The 19,722-nt window shown below is 65.0% G+C and carries 15 protein-coding genes; 10 read left to right on the forward strand and 5 right to left on the reverse strand.

Going from position 1 to position 19,722, the window contains the following annotated elements; genetic code table 11:
- Nucleotides 1-5: 5 nt before the first annotated feature.
- From MAIT1_RS04390 to MAIT1_RS04400, 3 genes are read left to right on the forward strand one after another with little or no spacing between them, the layout of a single operon-like run.
- On the forward strand, nt 6-1,139 hold the full coding sequence (locus MAIT1_RS04390; RefSeq protein ID WP_085441069.1) for a glycosyltransferase family 4 protein: 1,134 nt from the start codon (nt 6-8) through the stop codon (nt 1,137-1,139).
- Nucleotides 1,132-4,299, forward strand: a complete 3,168-nt coding sequence (locus tag MAIT1_RS04395; RefSeq protein ID WP_085441070.1) for a heparinase II/III domain-containing protein — start codon at nt 1,132-1,134, stop codon at nt 4,297-4,299. Before MAIT1_RS04390 ends, MAIT1_RS04395 begins: the two co-directional genes overlap by 8 nt.
- Entirely contained in the window at nt 4,292-5,062 is a 771-nt protein-coding gene (locus tag MAIT1_RS04400; RefSeq protein WP_085441071.1) for a WecB/TagA/CpsF family glycosyltransferase, read from the forward strand. The genes MAIT1_RS04395 and MAIT1_RS04400 overlap by 8 nt, the downstream gene beginning before the upstream one ends.
- Here MAIT1_RS04400 and MAIT1_RS04405 read toward each other — a convergent pair.
- The 5 genes from MAIT1_RS04405 to MAIT1_RS04425 form a co-directional block, all read right to left on the reverse strand.
- Entirely contained in the window at nt 5,056-6,444 is a 1,389-nt protein-coding gene (locus MAIT1_RS04405; RefSeq protein ID WP_085441072.1) for an undecaprenyl-phosphate glucose phosphotransferase, read from the reverse strand. The two genes, MAIT1_RS04400 and MAIT1_RS04405, sit on opposite strands and share 7 nt — an antisense overlap.
- 51 nt (nt 6,445-6,495) lie before the next feature.
- A complete protein-coding gene (locus MAIT1_RS04410) occupies nt 6,496-7,626 on the reverse strand; it encodes a carboxylate--amine ligase (RefSeq protein WP_085441073.1) in 1,131 nt (376 codons plus the stop codon).
- Entirely contained in the window at nt 7,623-8,678 is a 1,056-nt protein-coding gene (locus tag MAIT1_RS04415; protein ID WP_085441074.1) for a polysaccharide deacetylase family protein, read from the reverse strand. The genes MAIT1_RS04410 and MAIT1_RS04415 overlap by 4 nt, the downstream gene beginning before the upstream one ends.
- An 18-nt stretch (nt 8,679-8,696) precedes the next feature.
- Nucleotides 8,697-9,665, reverse strand: a complete 969-nt coding sequence (locus MAIT1_RS04420; RefSeq protein ID WP_085441075.1) for a formylglycine-generating enzyme family protein — start codon at nt 9,663-9,665, stop codon at nt 8,697-8,699.
- A gap of 126 nt (nt 9,666-9,791) precedes the next feature.
- Nucleotides 9,792-11,039, reverse strand: a complete 1,248-nt coding sequence (locus tag MAIT1_RS04425; protein WP_085441076.1) for a multidrug effflux MFS transporter — start codon at nt 11,037-11,039, stop codon at nt 9,792-9,794.
- A gap of 288 nt (nt 11,040-11,327) precedes the next feature.
- Between MAIT1_RS04425 and MAIT1_RS04430 the strand changes: the two genes are divergently transcribed.
- From MAIT1_RS04430 to MAIT1_RS04460, 7 genes are all read left to right on the forward strand, one after another.
- Complete coding sequence (locus MAIT1_RS04430) at nt 11,328-11,627, forward strand: hypothetical protein (protein ID WP_085441077.1); 300 nt, start codon at nt 11,328-11,330, stop codon at nt 11,625-11,627.
- Complete coding sequence (locus MAIT1_RS04435; protein WP_085441078.1) at nt 11,620-13,338, forward strand: HAD-IIIC family phosphatase; 1,719 nt, start codon at nt 11,620-11,622, stop codon at nt 13,336-13,338. The genes MAIT1_RS04430 and MAIT1_RS04435 overlap by 8 nt, the downstream gene beginning before the upstream one ends.
- A gap of 125 nt (nt 13,339-13,463) precedes the next feature.
- Nucleotides 13,464-14,501 (forward strand): SGNH/GDSL hydrolase family protein, encoded by a 1,038-nt coding sequence (locus MAIT1_RS04440; protein WP_143814649.1) that lies wholly within the window; start codon nt 13,464-13,466, stop codon nt 14,499-14,501.
- Between the two features lie 31 nt (nt 14,502-14,532).
- Entirely contained in the window at nt 14,533-15,390 is an 858-nt protein-coding gene (locus tag MAIT1_RS04445) for a polysaccharide deacetylase family protein (RefSeq protein ID WP_085441080.1), read from the forward strand.
- A 3-nt stretch (nt 15,391-15,393) separates the two neighbouring features.
- Nucleotides 15,394-16,551, forward strand: coding sequence for a hypothetical protein (locus MAIT1_RS04450; protein WP_085441081.1), 1,158 nt, complete (start codon nt 15,394-15,396; stop codon nt 16,549-16,551).
- A 25-nt stretch (nt 16,552-16,576) separates the two neighbouring features.
- Nucleotides 16,577-18,049 (forward strand): SDR family NAD(P)-dependent oxidoreductase, encoded by a 1,473-nt coding sequence (locus MAIT1_RS04455; protein WP_085441082.1) that lies wholly within the window; start codon nt 16,577-16,579, stop codon nt 18,047-18,049.
- A gap of 220 nt (nt 18,050-18,269) precedes the next feature.
- Nucleotides 18,270-19,313, forward strand: a complete 1,044-nt coding sequence (locus MAIT1_RS04460) for an IS110 family RNA-guided transposase (protein ID WP_085441083.1) — start codon at nt 18,270-18,272, stop codon at nt 19,311-19,313.
- Nucleotides 19,314-19,722 lie beyond the last annotated feature (409 nt).

Raw genomic sequence — 19,722 nt, forward strand, 5'->3', positions numbered from 1 at the left:
CGGGCGTGAGTGAAGATCATTCCACCGCCAAGCCGTCGGTGCTGTTTCTGCTCAACACCCTGACCATGGGCGGCTCCGAGCGCAAACACGTGCTGCTGGCCAACTGGCTGCACGCGCGCGGTTGGCGGGTGGAGATCGCCTATCTGAAGGCGCCGCATACGCTCAAGGAGCTGCTGGATCCGGCCATTCCGCTGCACTTTCTGGATCGGCGCGGCAAGTGGGATCCGCGCGTGGTGCGGGCGTTGAGCAAGCGTCTGCGCGAAGGGGCGATCGAGACCCTGTGGGCGGTGCAGCACTACCCCATCGTCTACGCCTTTCCCGCCGCGCGTCTGACCGGGCGGCGGCTCTACTGCTCGCTCAACAAAACCTTCTTCCGTCGCCGCCGAGATGAGCTGAAGATGGCGCTGTATGCGCCGCTGTTCCGCCGCGCCGACCGTCTGCTGTTCGGCTGTGAAGCGCAGATGCGCTTCTGGATGCAGCGTTATGCGCTGCCCAGCGAGCGCTGCGGCTTCATTCACAACGGCGTCGATGCGGCGCGCTTTGATCGCGCGCCGCTGCTGGCCGAACGCGAGCGGCTGCGCGCCCAGTGGGGCGTGGGCGATGATGAGGTGCTGTTGGGCGCGGCGGCGACGTTTCGCCCGGTCAAGCGGTTGGAGGAGTTCCTGGAGGCGGGGCGGCGTTTGATGGAGCGCGGCGCGCCGCTCAAACTGGCGCTGGTGGGCGACGGGCCGGAGGCGGACAAATACCACGCCTTTGTGCGCGATAACGGTCTTGCCGAACGGGTGATTCTGCCTGGACGCATGATGGACGTGCGGCCCGCCTTGGCGGCGTTTGACGGCTTCGTGCTCAGCTCCATCGCCGAGACCTTCTCCAACGCCGCGTTGGAGGCGATGGCCATGGGGCTGCCGGTGGTGATCAGCGATGCGGGCGGCGCGCCGGAGATGGTGTTTGACGGCGACAACGGCTACCGCTACCCCCCCGGCGACGCGGCGGCCTTGAGCGACGCCATGGCGCGGCTGCTGGACGCCGAACACCGGCATAAGCTGGGGCAAAACGCCCGCGCCACTGTGTTGCAACGCTTCACCTTTGAGCGCATGGCGCGGCAGGTCGCCAGCGTATTGGAGAGCGGCCATGAGTAAGCCACGATTGCGGGTGCTGATTCTGGCCCCGGCGGGGGGCAACCCCCATGTGCTGGTGGGCAAGCCCGGCGGAGTGGGGCTGTATACGCGCAACCTGCTGCGGCGCATGGAGCCGGGGGTGGAGATGGTCCACTTCGTCACTGGCAAGCGCCCGGGCGACCCCGGCTGGCTGTGGCCGCTGCGCCTGCTGGGCGACGCCATTCGCCTGAAGTGGACGCTGTTCTTTCAGCGTTTTGATATCATCCATCTGAACCCCTCGCTGAACCCCAAATCGACCCTGCGCGATGCGCTGTTTCTGGCGACCATCATCGGCATGCGCTGGTGGCGGCGGCCCCGGGTGCTGGTGTTCTTTCGCGGCTGGGAGTGGTCCACCGCCGACGCGATTCAACGCAGCGGTTGGAAGCGTCGCGGATTCCGCTTTCTGTTCGGCGCAGCGGATCACATTCTGGTGCTGGCCAGCACATTCCGTCAGCGGCTGGAGCAGTTGGGCTTCGATGGCGCGCGCATCGAGCTGGCCGCCACCATGTTCGACGGCGACTTGATCCCCACCGAGCCCGCGCCGCCCCACGACGAGATTGGCGTGCTGTTCCTCTCCAGCATGAACCGCAACAAGGGGGTGACGGAGCTGCTGGAGGGGTTCGCCCAGGTTGCCGCCGAATTGCCGCAACTGCGCCTGACTCTGGCGGGAGAGGGGAGCGCCCGCGCTGGCGCGCAGACGTGGGTGGCGGCTCAGGGCTTGGGCGATGTGGTGAGTCTGCCCGGCTATGTGAGCGGCGCGGCCAAAGGGGCGTTGCTGCAACAGGCGGACATCTTCGCCCTGCCCAGCCGCCATGGCGAGGGCTGCCCCAACGCGCTGCTGGAGGCCATGGGCGCGGGCTGCGCGGTGATCGCCTCGCGCGCCGGCGGCATACCCGATGTCATCACTTCCGACGAGCATGGCGAACTGCTGCCCGAGGTCAGCGCCGCAGCGGTGGCCGACGCGCTGCGCAAGCTGGCGGGGGATAGCGAGCGGCTGGCGCGCTGTCAGGCGCACAATCGCGAGACGGCATGGGCGCGCTATGAGTCGCGTCAGGCGGCGCGGGAGATGGCGCAGCGTTACCGCCGCATGCTGATTGCGCCTGCATCGGCGACGGGCGGCGGCAAGCTGCGTTGGTATGCGGCGCGGCTGCGCGCCATGAGCCTGGGCGAGATAGCCTATCGCGCGCAGCGCGCAGTGCAAAAACGTCTGGAGCGGCGCGGCTGGCTGACCCTGCCGCAGCCGCCTGCGCCCACTATCGTTCCTGCCACGACATGGTTGAAGATCCCGGAAAACGAGGATCCCACCGTCTACACAGCCGCCGCCGACGCCATCCTGGCTGGGACCATTCCGCTGTTCGATGAGCCGACGCCAGGGTTGGGCCAGCCGCCCAACTTCAACGCCGACCCCGCCACCGGCGACGAGCCGTTCGCTGCGGGCGGGGCCGACCGCAAGCACAGCCACAGCAACCCGGAGAAGAGCCGCGCCAAACGCCGCATCTGGGAACTCAACCGGCATCTGCACTGGGTCACTCTGGCGCAAGCGTGGCGGGTGAGCGGCGACAAACGCTATCGCGACGCGCTGCTGGAGCAGATGCGCGCCTGGCTCGACCAGTGCCCTTATCGAACCGGCCCCAACTGGACCAGTCCGCTGGAGATGGGGGTGCGGCTGATCAACTGGGCGCTGGTGTGGCAGATCCTCGGCGGTCCCCACGCCGATTGCTTCCAGGGCGGATTGGGGCAGGAGTTGCGCGATCGTCTGTTGGCGGCGGTGATGCAGCAGGCGCACTATATCCAGCGCCACCTGTCGCGCCACACCTCGGCCAACAACCACCTCATCGGCGAGTTGGCCGGACTCTACGTGGCCAGCCGCGCCTGGCCCTACTGGCCCGCCCTGGCGCGTTGGGGCGAAGACGCTAAATGGGAGCTCAACGAACAGATCCACCTCCAGGTTCACGTCGATGGGGTGGGCTGCGAACAGACTCTGGATTATCAGGGCTTCATCGCCGAATTCTTCCTCATTGCCGCGCTCGTCGGCGCGCGCACCGACGACGCTTTCAATGCCGCCTACAGCAGCCGCATGGAGCGTATGCTGGCGTTTCTGCACGCCATGCTGGATGCGGGCGGCCACCTGCCGCAGATCGGCGATGCCGACAATGGCCGCGCCTTCTGTCTCAATCCGGCGCGCGACCCAGCGCCGCAAGCGTTGCTGCGGCTGGGCGCGGTCTGCTTTGCGCGCGCTGATTTTCAGGCCCAGGCCGGGGCGCTGGACGTGCAGAGCCGCTGGCTCATGGGCGCGCACGGGCGCGATCGCTGGGCGGCGCTGGCGCGCACCCCCAAAGCGCCCCGCAAACAGGCCTTCCCACAGGGCGGTTACTATATTTTAGGACAGGAGTTCGAGACCGCCGATGAGGTCCACGCGTGTGTGGATTGCGGCCCGTTGGGCTATCTGGCCATCGCCGCCCACGGCCACGCCGACGCCCTGGCGCTGACCCTCTCCCTGGGCGGCGTTCCCATCCTGGTGGATCCCGGAACCTACGACTACCACGCGGGCAAACAGTGGCGCAGCCACTTCCGCTCCACCGCAGCGCACAATACGGTGAGCATCGACGGCGCCGATCAATCCACCCAGAGCGGTCCGTTCCTCTGGCTCAACCATGCGCAGAGCGCATGCGAGGCGTGGGAGCCGGAGGCGGCGGATGACCTGTTCGTGGGCGTCTGTCACGGCTACGAGCGTTTGCCCGATCCGCTGACCCACCGCCGCGAGGCGCGTCTGTTCAAGGCCGAGAGCCGTCTGACCACCCAGGATGAACTGATCTGCCGCGCCCCTCATGAGGCGACCCGCACCTGGCAGTTCGCCGCGGGCGCCGCAGTGACTCAGAGCGGCCCGCAGGAGGTTGAGGCGGTGGTGGGACCGTGGCGGGTAACCCTGCGCGCTGATGAAGCTGACGCCCGATTGGAGATCATCACCGGTCGGGAGGAGCCGCCTGCGGGCTGGGTCTCCGACCGTTATGGACGCAAGCAGGCGGCGCCGTGTGTGCGCTTTATCAACACTGTCGCCGCCGCCACTACATTAAAGTGTGAAATCCGTTGGCGCCGCGACGCCGACACAGAGGAATACCAGGGGAGCAAATCCCATGCGTGAACCCATTACCTTTCTGGGCGTCCCCATGCACCCATGGAGCATGGCCGAGACCGTCACCGAGATCGAGCGCCGCCTGCGCAACGGGCGCTTCATTCAACACGGCGTGGTCAATGTGGCCAAAGTGGTGGCGATGCAGGATAACCGCGACCTGTTCGACGCCATCGCCTCGTGCGACATCATCAATATCGACGGCATGGGGGTGGTGTGGGGGGCGCGCTTCATGGGTCATATGATCCCTGAGCGGGTGGGCGGCATCGACCTGTTCCACAAGCTGCTGGAGATGGCCGAACGCACCGGGGATTCGGTCTATTTCCTCGGCGCCAAGGAGGGGGTGATTGATACGGCGGTGGCCAAACTGCAAGCGCGCTACCCGCGACTGAATGTGGCGGGATACCACCACGGCTACTTTTGGGAGGATGAAGAGGCTATGGTGCGGGAAATCGGCGCCTCCGGGGCCAGCCTGCTGTTCGTGGCCATCTCGCCGCCGAAAAAGGAGATCTTCATCGCCAAATGGGGCGATCGGCTGAATGTGAAGTTCGCCATGGGGGTGGGCGGCACGTTGGATGTGGTGGCGGGCAAGACCAAACGCGCGCCGCTATGGATGCAGCGTTGGGGATTGGAGTGGTTCTTCCGCTTCCTGCAGGAGCCCCGGCGCATGTTCTGGCGCTACTTCTCCAGCAACAGCCGCTTCGCCCTATTGCTGCTCAAAGCGCGCCTCGCCAAGCTCTTCTCGCGCCGGGCGACGGCGGCGGCGGATCAGTAGGCCGTATCCTGCCCTTTGATCACCACGTAGATGGTGCGCAGAATAATCCAGAAGTCGAACGACAGCGACCAGCAGCGCAGGTAGTCCAGGTCGTAGTCGGTGCGCCGCTCCATATCCGACAGGTGCTTGATCTCTCCGCGCAGACCATTCACCTGGGCCCAGCCGGTGATGCCCGGACGCACCTTGTGGCGCAGCATGTAGCCCTTGATGATCTTGCGGTACTCCTCGTTGTGCGCCACCGCGTGGGGGCGCGGCCCCACCACGCTCATTCTTCCCTGTAACACATTGAAAAATTGAGGTAGTTCATCCAGCGAGGTGCGGCGGATAAACGCGCCGATGCGGGTGATGCGCGGGTCGTTCAGTTTGGCCTGGGTCAGCTCCTTGCCATCCTCCTGCACCGTCATGGAGCGGAATTTGTACACCGTGATCTCTTCGCCCTTCATGCCGTAGCGGCGTTGGCGGAAGATCGCCGGGCCGGGCGAGTCTAGCTTGATGGCGATGGTCAGCGCCAGCATCACCGGGCTGAGCAGAATCAACGCCGAGGTGGCGGCCACAATATCGAACAGGCGCTTTTTGAGCGCGTTCATACCATAAAACGGCGTCTCCACCACCGCCACGATGGGGATGCCATTGATGGTGTCAAAGCGCGCCTGGATCAGGTCGAACAGGAAGATATCGGGCAGAAAGTAGATGGAGGCGGTGGAGTCCTGCACCGCCTGAATCAGATTCATGATGCGCTCTTGCGAGGTCATGGGCAGGGAGATGTAGACCGTATCGACCTTGCTCTTTTTCACATAGTCGATCACATCGCCGGACTTGCCCTTGAGCTGCTCCTCGCCCAACCCTTGCAGGCGGGAGATATCGCGATCATCAAAAAACCCCAAAAACTCCTTGCCCAACATGGGGTTCTGCTCGATCTCATTGGCAAAGCGCGTGCCCACGTAGGTGGCGCCCACCACCAGCACCCGTTCGCGATTGGCGGTGTCGCCGGAGTACAGATGGTTCAGCGCGGTGTGCAGCGTCACATGGCCCAGAAAGATGATCGCCGGAGTGATGAACAGCCAGGTGAGCAGCACGTAGCGGGGGAAATCATCCGGGGTGGGATGGACCATGCGCCACAGCAACACCATGCCCACCACCAGTCCCCACGACTGGAACAGTTGCCGCCCTTTGTTGCCGATCAGGTCGAATACGTTTTGGCACACCGCCACGCCGGCAAAGGCGATGTAGGTCATGGCGCCCACGGCGATAATCTGCAACTGCTGATAGGCGTTGAGTTCGTGGCCAAAACTCAGATGCACATACAGCAACGAGATGGCGGCAAGAATCGGCGCTACGGAGCGCTGGGAGAGTTCAATCAGTAAAGGGGTATGTCGAGCCATGGGGAATAGGGCACCGTTATTCTAAAAAACTTGCGAAAGTGCTGAGGAGAATTAACGTCGAAACAGCCCCAGCATATACCGGAGGTACCAAGAAATCCCCAAGAAAAATGAATCTTTGGTGACGGCAGGGTCGAGCAGATCGGAAACCACGTCGCCGACGCGATGGCGGTGACGCAGGGCGGTGGCCAGATCCGAGGCGACGAACTGCACCCGACGCCCGGCGTCATAGGGGGTGGCGGGAATCGGTTGACCCAGCGCCGCGCGCACATAGTTGAGCGGGAAATTGACCCCGCAACTCACCGACAGCAGCATGGAGCCCCAGAATTTGGGATTGATCTCGATCAGGCAGAACTCATCCTCGGCGGGCATGTATTTGAACTCGCACATGCACACGCCGCTGTAGCGGGATCCCTGCACCAGCTTGCGCCCGGCGGCGATGAGCTTGGGGTGGGCGTAGCTTTCGCAACTGGCGCTGACGCCGCCGCTGGGCGGGTTTTCACGAATGCGCAGATGGCAGAACTCGCTGAGGATCTCGCCGTCGCGGGCCAGCGCGAAGTAGCCGCAGCCCTGACCGTCGATATACTCCTGGGCGATCACTCCGCGCGCCACCGCCATGGGGTTGCGCTGGGCGAATTCGGCGATGATGTCGTGGGCCTGCTCGGCGCTGTGGGCGTAGCGCACGAACTTGGCCCCGCCCTCCTGTATGGTCTTCACCACCACCGGATAGCTGAGTCCAGCCTCGGCGATGCGCGCTCCGGCGTCGGCCTGCCGCACCGCCACGGTGCGCGGCGTGCGCACCCCCACGGAGTCGGCGAAATCGGCGGATTGCTGCTTGTCGTGCAGCATGGCCCAGGTCTCATGGGGCGGCAGCAGCAGGCCGACTCCGGCGTCGAGAAACGCCTGTGCGTGGCGGCTGAAGTAGCGGCTGGCGGCGATGCTCACCGGCACAATGGCGTCGACGCCGTGGGCGGCGAGGCGTTGCAGCCAGAGTTGGGGATCGGGATCGTCGTCATAATCCAGCGCCGCCGGAATGCGCGCATCCAGGTGGTGGAAGAAGCTGTCCGAAGCGCGCGCGCTGGCGCCGACCACACGGTAACCGTGGGCGCGATACTGGTGAATCATCACCTGCGCATGACGTGGGGCGTGGTCGGAGATGAACAGGGTGGCGGCGGGGGTTGTCATGGGCGGACGGACTCCTGGGCGGCGGGGCGCGCGGCGGCTTTGAGGGCGGCGGCGCGCTGCGTGATGCTCACCGCCTGGTGGCTCTGGCTGTGCGCGATATCATCCAGAAAGCGGTCCAGCCGCGCCACCGAGTCGGGAGTGAGCGCCTTGGGATGGCTGACCACGGTGAAGTGGTCGATGCCCGGGTCGCGGCGCGCGCGCTTCTCTTGAATGCGCAGCGCGCGGTTGAGCAGGCGCGCTTTGAAGCCGTCCGCCGACACCGGCAGGGAGGTGATGGTGAAGAGTTTGGCGAGCGCCTCGCCGCGCCCCATGGCGGTGGGCGCGCCGTCGCCGAACTTCTGATGTTTCGCGCCGCCCAGTTTGCGCGTCAGCGCCAAGCGCCAGTAAAAATCGGGGGTGACCGGCGCGGCGGTGATGGCCAACTCTACAAACGGGCCGCCGGTGGGGCGCAGGGGGTCGTCGTCAAAGCGCCACAGCGACTGCTCGGGGGCGGCGCGGAAGTCATACGGTTGGTGTGGGTGGTCGCGATAGCCGTGGGCGAACACGGTGGAGTCGAGCCACAACCCCTGCGCCAGCAGCGCATCGCGCACGCTGTGGAAGGGTTGCAATGACCAGCCGCCGCCGCGATGGGCCAGCAGAGGCGCGGAGACATAGGCGCGCAGGTGGTCACAGGCCTCGGCGATGATCCGCGTCCGCTCGTCGGCGGGTAAGTTAGGCAGGGCGAAGCGTTGGTAGTCGAAGCGCCAGGCGCCGTCCGCATAGGCCGCGCCATCCCAGTGGGGGTGGATGTGGGGCTGGATATCGTGCCCGGCGGCTTGCAGACGCTCCAGTTGCGCCGCCACCAGATCGTGCTGACGCTGGAATTCGGCGAAGCGCGCGCGATCCTGATGCAGACGGACCAGAAAACAGGCGTCCACAAAGAAGGTCATGCGCGCCTGATGCCGTTTGCCCAGCGCCATCAGCGCCTCGGTGGGCTCCAGCAGACACCTCTCCACGCTGCCGACGCGGGCGCCGAAAAAAACCTCGTAGTCAAATGTGAGGAAGATATCCATGGCCTGGGCGCTGCGACCTCAGGGCGTCCACACCAGTCGGAAACCGACGTCGTCCAAGCGGTGTTTGGGGCTCCAGTCGTTGCGTTTGCTGGCGCGCGCATCCAGAGCTTTGCTGCGCCAACTGCCGCCGCGCACCACCCGGCTGGGACTGCTCTGCGGGCCGACCGGGTTGTCGCGTGGACTGTAGAGATAGTAGTGCGGGGCGAAGCGATCCCGGGTCCACTCCCAGACATTGCCCAAGGTATCGTAAAGGCCCCAATCGTTGGGAGTGAAGCGGCCCGTCGGCGCGCTCACCAGATAGCCGTCATTACAGGCGTAATCGGCGCCGGGACCGCGTTTGAGCGCAGTGGGGGCGGGCGGGTCGCTGATGTTGGCGTAGCGGCACATCAACTCTTTGGTCTCGCCCCAGTGGCGCACACTCTTGCCGCCAGCGCGCGCGGCGTACTCCCACTGCGCCTCGGTAGGCAGGTCGAAGCGCCCCGGATGCAGGGTGTTGAGCCACTTGGCGTAGTTCACCGCGTCCAGCCAGGAGAGCATCACCGCCGGGTGTTGATCGCGGTCCAGGGAGAAGCCTTTGGCGCTGCCGCTGTCATGCTCGGGGCGCCACAGGCGAAACTGCGCGTTGCTCACCTCCAGGGTGGCGACCCAGAACGGGTCCAGACACACCTCGTGGGCGGGGCGTTCGTTATTGGGTTCGCCCAGATCATAGCCCATGGTGAAGCAGCCGGCGGGGGCTTTGACGAAGGTGAGGCCGGTGGTGGGCTCGGTCCAGCGGTCGGGCGGGTTTTGCCACGCCAGCACCCGCTCTTCAGCGGCCTTTTGCTCGACTTGCTGTGTTGGCGAAGGCTCGCCGGTGAGCAGATCGATCTTTGGGTCGCTCAAAGCGCATCCGGCCAGCAGGACGAGCCCGGCGACGGTGGTGATGAGGCGAAGCGACGCGCGGCGCGCGGCGTGGGAGGTTGTCCGAGGCAAAGTGCGTTGACGCATGGTCTATCCAGAAGCAGTCGCGGTGAAGATGGCGCAGCGCCGAAACAGACGCGCAATTCTCTATACTAATGCAATATGGACGGATTCCAAATGGTTGCCGTGCGTTTACAGCTTCAGGCGGGCGAATCAGCCGCCGCTAGCCTCGACTTCAACGGGCTCCGGGCGGGCGTGGGCCCAGGTCAGGATGCCCAGCGCCAGCGCGCCCAGCAGGGCGAAGCCGCCGATGAGCGGGGTGGCGGCGCCGTCGTAGGATTGCCCAATCAGCGTTCCCAGGGTGACGGAGACAAAGGTGGAGAACGCCCCCACCACGGCGGCGGCGACCCCGGCCATGTGGCCGAAGGGGGCCATGGCCATGGCGTTGGCGTTGCCAAACACAAAGCCCATACAGAAAAACGACACCCCGCCCCACAGCATCAGCCCGGTCAGCGAGAGCGGCGCATGGCCCAGATAGAGGGCGCACCACGTCACTGTGGAGAGGGTGGTGAACACGCCGATGGCCGAGCGGGTGAGCTTCTGCACCTCAAACCGCCGCAACAGGCGGGAGTTGGTGATGGAGCCCGCGCCGATGCACAGCGCCAAGGCGCCGAAGTAGAGTGGGAACTTCTCGCCCAGGCCGAACTGCTCCTGCAACAGCTGCTGCGCCGAGGTCAGGTAGCCGACGAAGGCGCCGAAGGAGAGCCCGGCCACCACCATGTAGGCCAGGGAGCGGCGGTGGGCGAACACCGAGCGCGCCTCGCGTAGGGTCTGCCGCAGGGAGAAGGGGACGCGACGCGCGGCGGGCAGGGTCTCCGGCTGGCGCAGGGCGAACCAAGTGAGAGTCAACAGTCCCATCAGCAGCAGCATGGCGAAGATGGCGCGCCACGGCGCCACCAGCAGAATCACTTGTCCCAACGCCGGCGCCAGGGCCGGGGTGAGGATGAACACCGCCATGATCAGCGACATGATGCGCGCCATCTCCGGCCCCAGGTATTGATCGCGCACCAGCGCCAGGGTGATGGTGCGCGGACTGGCCACGCCCAAGCCCTGTAGGAAGCGCCCGGCCAGCATGGCCGGAAAGCTCTGCGCGCTCATGCAGGCGATGCTGCCCAGCAGGAACAGCCCCAGGCCGGTGTAGATGGCCGGTTTGCGCCCCAACGCGTCGGCCATGGGGCCGTAGAGCAGTTGGCCGAAACCAAAGCCCAGAAACAGCGCCGAGATCACCAGTTGATTGCTGTTGGCGTCGGGCGAGCCGAGAGTGTGGCCGATCTGCGCCAGGGCGGGCAGCATGGCGTCGATGGAGAGCGCCACCATGGACATCAGCGCCGCCATCAGCAGGATGAATTCAGCGGAAGCGCGGGGCGGAGCGGGGCGCGAAGGGGCGGCGGGTGCGTTCATTGGTCAAACGGGTCCAGCGGAGAGTGGCGCGGCCGACCTTGGCTGCGCAGGAGCCGTCCATCATACACCTTTATAAATGCATTGGCTCCCGCTGTTTGGGATTCGTCCGCGTTGAGGAAGTTTCCCGCAGTGATCTGCGTAGAGGTCTCCCTGCCGGGCGCGAAGCGGGCAGCCCTCTTGCCGATATCGAGAGATGTTGTTACAAAGACTAAGGGAAAATGCGGCGGTTGGCGTGATCCAACCGGGGTAACGCCCCGCCGGAACGGGGCTCTACGGTAAGGTGGCGGTATGGCGCAGAATCGGGATGTGGTGGAGCAGGCGGTGTATGCGGCGCTGGGCGCGGTCAATGATGAGTTGCCGCCGCAGCAGGCGTTGCCCCTGGAGGCGGAGACCGTGTTGCTGGGCGAAACCTCGCCGCTGGGGTCGCTGCAGTTGGTGAATCTGATCCTGGCCGCCGAGTCCGACCTGGAGCAGAAGCTGGGGGTGACCCTGGCGCTCACCGACCATGAAGAGATCTTTGACGATCCCGGTCCCCTCAATACGGTCTCTACGCTGATTGACTGGATCCTGCAGGTGATGAATGACTGAATCGGCCCCGCACGCGGCGGCGCCCTTTTCGCTGCTGCTGGTCTCCGACTTCAATGTCGGTTCGCTGGTGGGGCTGCTCAATAACGCCCCCTCCAGTCGTCCCCTGCAAGCCCGCGCCGCTCCTTTCGGGCAGGCGATTCCCACTCTCTTACAACTGGCCCAGAGCGCCCAGCCGCAGCACGACGCGCTGCTGGCGTGGAGCCGCGCCGAGGCGATCAGCCCCGCTTACGCCGCGCTGCTGGCTGGCGATCCCGGCGCGCTGGCGGACCTGGACGCCGACGTGGAGGCCTTCGCCGCGCGCCTGCTGGCCGCGCGCGCTGGCGCCAGCGCGATTCTGGTCCCCACTTGGACCCGCCCCTGGAGCGAGCGCGGCCTGGGCCTGATGGATATGAGCGCGCCCGATGGCGCAGGGGCGGCGCTGCTGCGCATGAATGCGCGTCTGCTGGAGCGACTGAGTGGAGAGCGCGGCGTCTACCTGCTGGATGCGGCGCGCTGGCAGGCGGCGGTGGGGCCCGACGCCATCAATCCCCGCCAGTGGTACCTGACCAAATCCCCCTTCGCAAATCCACTGTTCAAACTGGCCGCCCAGGAGATCGCCAACGCTCTGCAGGCGCTCATGGAGACCCCGCGCAAGCTGGTGGTGGTGGATCTGGACAATACCCTGTGGGGCGGCATCGTCGGTGAAGTGGGGCCGCTCAACGTCACCCTGGGCGGACACAGCCCGGTGGGTGAGGCGTTTGTGGATTTTCAGCGCGGCCTGCTGGCGTTGCGGCGACGCGGCGCGCTGCTGGCCATCTGTAGCAAGAATCAGGAGTCGGTGGCGCTGGAGGCCATCGCCAACCACCCGGAGATGGCGCTGAGGCCGGACGACTTCTCCGCCTGGCGCATCAATTGGGAGGATAAGGCCGCCAATATCGCCGATATCGCCGCCGAGTTGAATCTGGGGCTGCAGTCGGTGGTGTTTCTGGATGACTCGCGCGGTGAGCGCGAGCGGGTGCGCGCGGCGCTGCCGGAGGTCCTGGTCCCGGATCTGCCGGAGAGCCCCATGCTCTACCGCCGCCTGCTTGATGGCCTGCACTGCTTTGACAGCGCGCAGATGACTGCTGAGGATCGCCAACGCAGCCAGATGTATGAGACCGAGCGTCAGCGCCAAGCGGGACGGGCGCAAGTGGGCGATCTGTCGGCGTGGCTGGCGTCGCTGGAGATGGTGGTGGAGGTGGCGCCGCTGAACCCGGACAATCTGCCGCGCGCCGCGCAACTCCTCAACAAGACCAATCAGATGAACCTGCGCACCCGGCGCATGAGCGAAGCGGAGTTGAGCGCCTGGGCGGCGCAACCGCAGTGCGCGATGTGGGTGTTCCGCGTGGCCGACAAGTTCGGCGATCTGGGCGTCGTGGCGCTGCTGGGGGTGGAGATTGAGGGCGATACCGCCCAGGTGAGCGATTTTGTGGTCAGTTGCCGGGCGTTCCAGCGCGGATTGGAGGAGACCATGCTCGCCTATGCCCTGGAGCAGCTGCGCGGCCGCTCGGGCGCAACCTCCGCCGTGGCGCAGTGCCGCGCCGAGTTTCTGCCCACCGCCAAAAACGCGCCCTGCCTGGAGTTTTGGACCAAACGCTCGAGTTTTGCTCAGGAAACCGAGCGTTGTTTTACCTATTCTCTCTCGGCCAGTTTGCCAATTCCCGCCCATGTTCGTTGTCGCGAAAGCGGCTGAAATAAAATGCGTGCGGGGTCAGGCGGCGCAGATGTTGCAGACGATATTTCTCATTATCATCTGTCGGAACGAGAGGCGTTCGGGTGCTGAGATTTCTGAAATTTTCGCTGATTTGGCTGATCATATTGGCTGTTTTTCTGGAACTGGCCAACGCTCTGTTCCTGCATGTTCTGTTGCCTGGGCAAAGAGGCTATTTCCGCAGTTCGTCGCAAGCCCTGCCCCACCATTGGCTGGTGGAGGAGTTCCCGGGAACGGAAATCACCATCCGCCAAGGACGTCGGGTCACGCCGCAACCGCAGGGGCGCAGCCAGCGGATCGCCTTTCTGGGCGACTCCATCACCTTCGGCAACGGCCTGCCCAATGGGTTGACCCTGCCCAGTCTCACCGCTGGGGAGCAGTCGCGCTTTCACGCCGATAACTATGGCGTGACCGGATACAGTTTGGTGGATTACGTCCAGGTCGCCAAGCGACTGCCCCAGGATCGTTATCGCTATGCGGTCGTTACTTTAACGCCCAATGACGCCTATCCCGCCAGCCCGTTTTTCTATGCCCTTCTGGTGAAGCCGGACGAGCGGATCACGCTGTATGAATCCTATCAGCCTGGGCTGGCGGGTTGGGTGAAAAGCGCCTTGACCCAGTATCTGCCCATCGGCTACGCCGCCATGGTGATTGGCCGCAGCGTCTATCAGAGGTTGACCTCGAGCGGTCAGGGCGCGGTGGCGGAGAGCGGCGGCGGCGCTGGCGAGATCGCGCCGCAATACTGTTACGATGAGATGGCGGCTCTCGCGCAATCCCACTTGCGCGAGCATGTCGCGCAGCAACAGATCTACGCCAATCCCGGCGTGCGCCAGCGTTATGTCCAGTGGTTGATGCGGCTGCGCGATGCGCTGCGCGCACGCGGCGCCGAACCGGTGGTGATTCTCAACTATTCGTTCCACCAGTTGGAGCGCGGCGCCGAACCCTATCGAAAGTTTGTGCAAGATCTGCTCGGGCAAGCGGGCGTCGCCTATCTGGACTTGTATGAACAGCATCGTCAGAATCGTCGCCAATGCGGCTATTTCGTCGATCCCGGGCACCCTGGCGAAGCGCAAAATCGATTTGTGGCAAAAGAGTTGAGCGCTTGGTTGTTGCAGCGGGAAAGCGCGCGCGCGGCAGGGCGTTAGAGATGCCTGTGCGCGCCAATGGGGGACGGGCATGAACGACGCGCTGCGACTGCCGCTGATCGAAACCTACGCGCAGTGGTCGGCGCGGCCATTTTCGCTGGGGCGCATGACGCGTCAGGCGGCGCGCGCCGCGGCGTTGTGGGGGCTGTCGCTCACGGCGTCGCCGCGTCGGGGCGATGGCTGGATCCGCTTTCCCTACTACCACCATGTGTTCGACGACGAGCGCGCAGGCTTTGAGCGTCATCTGCGCTGGATGCGCGACTGGGGCGAGTTCATCTCGTTGGATCGCGCGGTAGAGCTGCTCAGTTCTGCGGAGCCATTTGGCGGGCGCTACTTCTGCGTCACCTTCGACGACGGCATCGCCAACTGTCTGCACAACGCTCTGCCAATTCTGCAGCGCCACGCCTGCTCGGCGGCGATCTTCGTCGTCACCGACTGCACCGGCCTGAGTCTGGAGCGCGACGCCGCCGCGCTGAGCGCTTTTTTCTCCCACGCCAACTACCCTGGGGCCACGCCGTTGCTGGATTGGACGCAGTGTCGCCAACTCACCGACGCCGGCGTGACCATCGGCTCCCACACCGCCAACCATGTGCGTTTGACGGATCTGGACGCCGCCGCCGCGCGCGCTGAACTCCAGCGCTCCAAACAGGCCATCGAAACGCATCTGGGCGTTCCCTGCGACCACTTCGCCTGCCCTTGGGGCGGCCCGGGGCGGGATTTTGATCCGCAACGCCATCCGGACATGGCCAAACAGCTGGGCTATCGCTCCTTTCTCACCACTGTGCGGGGGCTCAATCGCCATGGCGATTCGCCTCTGGCCATGCGTCGCGACCACCTGTTGGCCAACTGGCCGCGGCATCAACTGCGCTACTTCCTGCGAGGCGCGTAGGTTATGACCACGTCCAAGCCCCGCGTGAGCATCCGTCCCATTGTCGCCGATGACTACCCCGCGCTGCGCGCTCTGTGCCAGCGGCTGAATATGCGCGTCATCCCCGAGGCGGAATGGCGCGCTTTGCTGTTTGGCGCCATGGCGCAACTACCCGGCGTGGCGACGCCGGTGAGCGGTTGGGCGGGGTTCCGCGCCGATGGTTCGGCGGCGGGCTTCCTCGGCAGCATCCCCATGCGTTATCGCTGGCGCGGTCAGGATATCCGCGCGGCGGCGGCGCACTGCTGGGCGGTGGATGAGGATTCCCGCCACATCGCGCTGGGTCTTCTCAGCCGCTTCTTTCGCCAACCGGAGATCGACCTGTTTCTCAACACCACCGCCAATCTGGAGAGCGCCAAGGCGTTCGAAGCGTTTGGCGGTCATGCGTTGCCCACCGGCGAGGCCGCGCGGGGGGTGCTGTTCTGGATTACCGGCGCCGCCGGATTCGCCCGCGCCATGGCGCGGGCCAGGGGCTGGTCCGGAGCGGCGGCGTTTGGCGCGGGGGTGGCGGGCGTGCTGGCGGGTCCGGCGCTGAAACTGGCGGGCGTTGTGCGCAGCCAGCGTGCTGGGGAGGGGAGCCGCGGCGACTCTGTGGCGGCGCAGGAGATTCTGATTTCGCAACACCGCACGCCCGATGCACGTTGGGATCGTTTATGGATGCAGGTGGAGGCCAACAGCGGCGCGCATCTGCTGCGGGTGCGCGATGCCGCCAATCTGCGCTGGCAGGCGCAGTTTGCGTTGCATGACGATACTGCGCAGCTGCTGTTGGCCGAGCGTGCGGGCGCGCCGGTCGCCTCGGCGTTATTGTTGCTACGGGATGACGCGCAGACGGGCTTGCGGCGCATGATTTTGGCCGACTGGCTGCAGGCCGACTCGGACGCGGTGGTGACGCAGCGTCTGCTGCGCGCGGCGTTGGCGGTCAGTGGGGAGCGCGGCGCGCATCTGCTGGAGGCGCCGGGATTGTCGCCCCAACGCGCACAGCGGTTTCGCCAATTGGCGCCGTTTGAGCGCGCCTACGCGCGCACGCCGTTCTATTGGAAGGCGCGCGACGCGGCGCTGGACGAAGCGTTGCGGCAGACGCAGGCGTGGGACCCCACGCCGCTGGATGGCGACGCCATTTTTTAGCATGCACTCTTGATCAGGGGCCGACGTGGAGATCGATAAACCCAACGGTTTTACCGAACAGGAGCAGCGGGCGTTCGCCCGGCTGTCGGGGGACGTCAACCCCATCCATCTGGATGCGGCTACCGCGCGGCGCACCCCGTTTGGCCGCCCCATCGCCCATGGGGTGCATGTGGTTCTGTGGGCGTTGGAGCAGGCCATGGCCCAGTGGGATGAGGCGTCTGGCGCGCGCTGGCGGCTACAGCGGTTGCGCACCCAGTTCACCCTGCCGTTGCGGGTGGGCGAGCCGCTGCGTCTGCGCCTCAACGCCAATCAGCCGCAAACCTGTGAGCTGGAGGTGTTGGATCGCTTTGGTCAAAGCGCCATGAGCATTCACGCCGTTTTCGAGCCAGCGCAGAGCGCGCTGACGCCGCCCAGGGATGATGATCCCCCTGTTGAACAGCCCCAGGACGCCGAACTGGCGACGTTGGTGGGGCAAACAGTGCGGCCGCCCCTGCATCTGTCGCCCAGTGGCGCGGCGGCGCTGTTGCCGACTCTCAGCCGCATGCTGGAGCCGGCTCAGTTGGCGTTTTTGGCCGCCTGTAGCGCTGTTGTGGGGATGCGCGCGCCGGGGTTGCGTTCGCTGTTTCTCAAACTGGCGCTGGAGTGGGACGCCGCGGTCGATCTATCTGACGCCCAGGGCGCGCAATACGAATATGGCGTGACGGGATTGAAGATGCGCGGCTCTCTGGCCGCCATTGGCGTGGCGGGCGCCGGATTGCGCGGCGAGTTGCTGGCGCAGCGGCGTCCAGAGGGGGTGGAGCAGCCCGCGGCGGCGGAATTGGCGGCGCTGCTGGAGGGGAATAAGCCTTTCACTAATTGTCGCGCGTTGGTGGTGGGCGGCTCCCGCGGTCTGGGCGAGGTGGCGGCCAAGCTGCTGGCGCTGGGCGGCGCTGAGGCGCTGCTCACCTCCCGCTCCAGCGGCGGCTCGGCGCAGAAGGTGGTGGAGGAGATTCAAGCCTTGGGCGGCCGCGCCCGCGCCATTGCGCTGGATATCGCCGATCCCGCCGGACTGCCGGAGCAACTGGATGGTCGTGCGCCGGATCTGCTGGCCTACTTCGCCACCCCGCCCATCTTCGTGGCCGCGCCGGGCCACTTCTCGGCGCAGATGTTCCGCTACTATACCGACTACTACGTGGATGGTTTTCTCAATCTGCTCGATACCCTGGCCCCGTTGGGGCTGCGCGGCATGCGCATTCTCTACCCCTCCACCGCCGCGCTGGACGCCTCGCGCAGCCCGGAGTTGGGGCCTTATGCGGCGGCCAAGGCGGCGGGGGAGCAGTTGGGATTGCATGCCCAGCGCTGTTGGGGCGTGCGCGCGCACATGCCGCGTTGGCCGCGTCTGGAGACCGATCAGACCCTCTCGCTGACCTGGGGGCCTGCGCAAGAGAATCCCAGCGGCGCGATTCTGCTGCAGGCGCTGATGCACACTTGGGGCGCTAGGGCGGATTCGCCAGAATAATAGTCACCGCAATTCAGAATTGCACAGGCTCCTCAATGTTTGTGTGACACAGGTAAAGCTTGCGCTGACTATTGGCCTCCGGCTGGCCGGAGGCGGGATTCTTAAGGGTCTGTGACCCTTAAGCGGGTGTAATGGAATGGTCCGCTCCGCTACCCAAACGGCCTCGCAATGGGCCAAGATGGTGGTGTGTTTTTCCATCTAAACGGAGTCGGAGCGGACCATGAGCAATCATATCGAAAACGGACAGGTACGGGTACTGGGGATTGATCTGGGCAAGAGCGTGTTTCAGTTGCATGGCGTCGATGCGAGCGGCAAAAGCGTTCTCAAGAAGCGACTGAAACGAGACGAGCTCCTGGAGTACATGGCGCAACTGCCGCCGTGCCTGGTGGGGATGGAAGCCAGTAGCGGCGCCCACCATTGGGCGCGGAAATTTCAGGGATATGGGCATGCTGTGCGTTTGATGGCGCCGCAATATGTGAAGCCCTACGTGAAGCGGCACAAGAACGACAGCGTGGACGCAGAGGCGATTTGCGAAGCGGTACAGCGTCCGAATATGCGTTTTGTGGGGATCAAAAGCGTTGCCCAGCAAGAAATTCTAGCGTTGCATCGGGTGCGCAGTCTGGCGGTGAAGAACCGCACGGCGTTGGTGAACCAGATTCGCGGACTGCTTGCCGAGTATGGGATTGTCTTTCCCAAGAGCATCAAACAGGCGCGGCGGGCGATTGTGCTGATTTTGAGTGATGAGAGCTCGGAAATGAGCGCCAATTTTCGCGTAATTCTGGAGGATGAGCGCGATGAGCTGGCGCATTTGGATGAGCGCATCGGCAAATATGAGTGTGAGATTGAGGCGCTGGCCAAGGCGGATCCACAGTGTCGGCTATTGATGACGATCCCGGGAGTGGGACCGATCACGGCGACGGCGCTGTTGGCGTCGGTGGGGGATGTGCGGGCGTTTAAGAATGGCCGGGAGCTGTCGGCATGGATAGGGTTGGTTCCGAATCAGCACTCCACAGGGGGCAAGGCGTGGCTGACGGGGATCAGCAAGCGGGGAAACGGTTATCTTCGCACCCTGTTGATTCATGGGGCGCGGGCGGCGTTGCGCGTGTGTGAAAACAAGCCGGATCGCCGCAGCCAGTGGGCAGTGTCGGTGTCGGAACGTCGCGGCGCGAATAAAGCGGTGGTGGCGCTGGCCAACCGCATGGCGCGCAGCGCGTGGGCGATGCTGGTGAAGCAGGAGGCCTATGGGGCCAGCGCCGCTGTGTAGAGAGAGCGCAATACAACTCTAAAAGAAAAACAGGCCGATAAGGAAAGAGAAAGAGATCCCACCAGCCAGGTTGCGAGAGAGAGTCGAGATTGATGGCGTGAAACGGCATAGCCCTGCGTGGTCAAGAACCTGTTTCGCCCAAGGGCCCATAGAGGCCGAGGGTGTGTTGAGGAGGGCCACGCGCAAATTCCATCAGGGCCAGAGGGCGACAAGCCCCTCATCAACAGGCCGGATACATGGGCGCGACTAAGCCTCACACATCAGTGGACATTTTCTCTTGCCGTGGCGGAGCGGACCATACATGGGCGGAGCCCACGATTTGGCAGGAATGCCAAATCGGACTCGCGCAGCGAGCCCGAAGGGTGAGGACCAGGGATGGTCCGAATCACGGTATAGTTGTTGATCTTGG

The sequence above is a fragment of the Magnetofaba australis IT-1 genome (genome assembly GCF_002109495.1).
GTDB classification, from domain to species: Bacteria; Pseudomonadota; Magnetococcia; order Magnetococcales; family Magnetococcaceae; genus Magnetofaba; species Magnetofaba australis.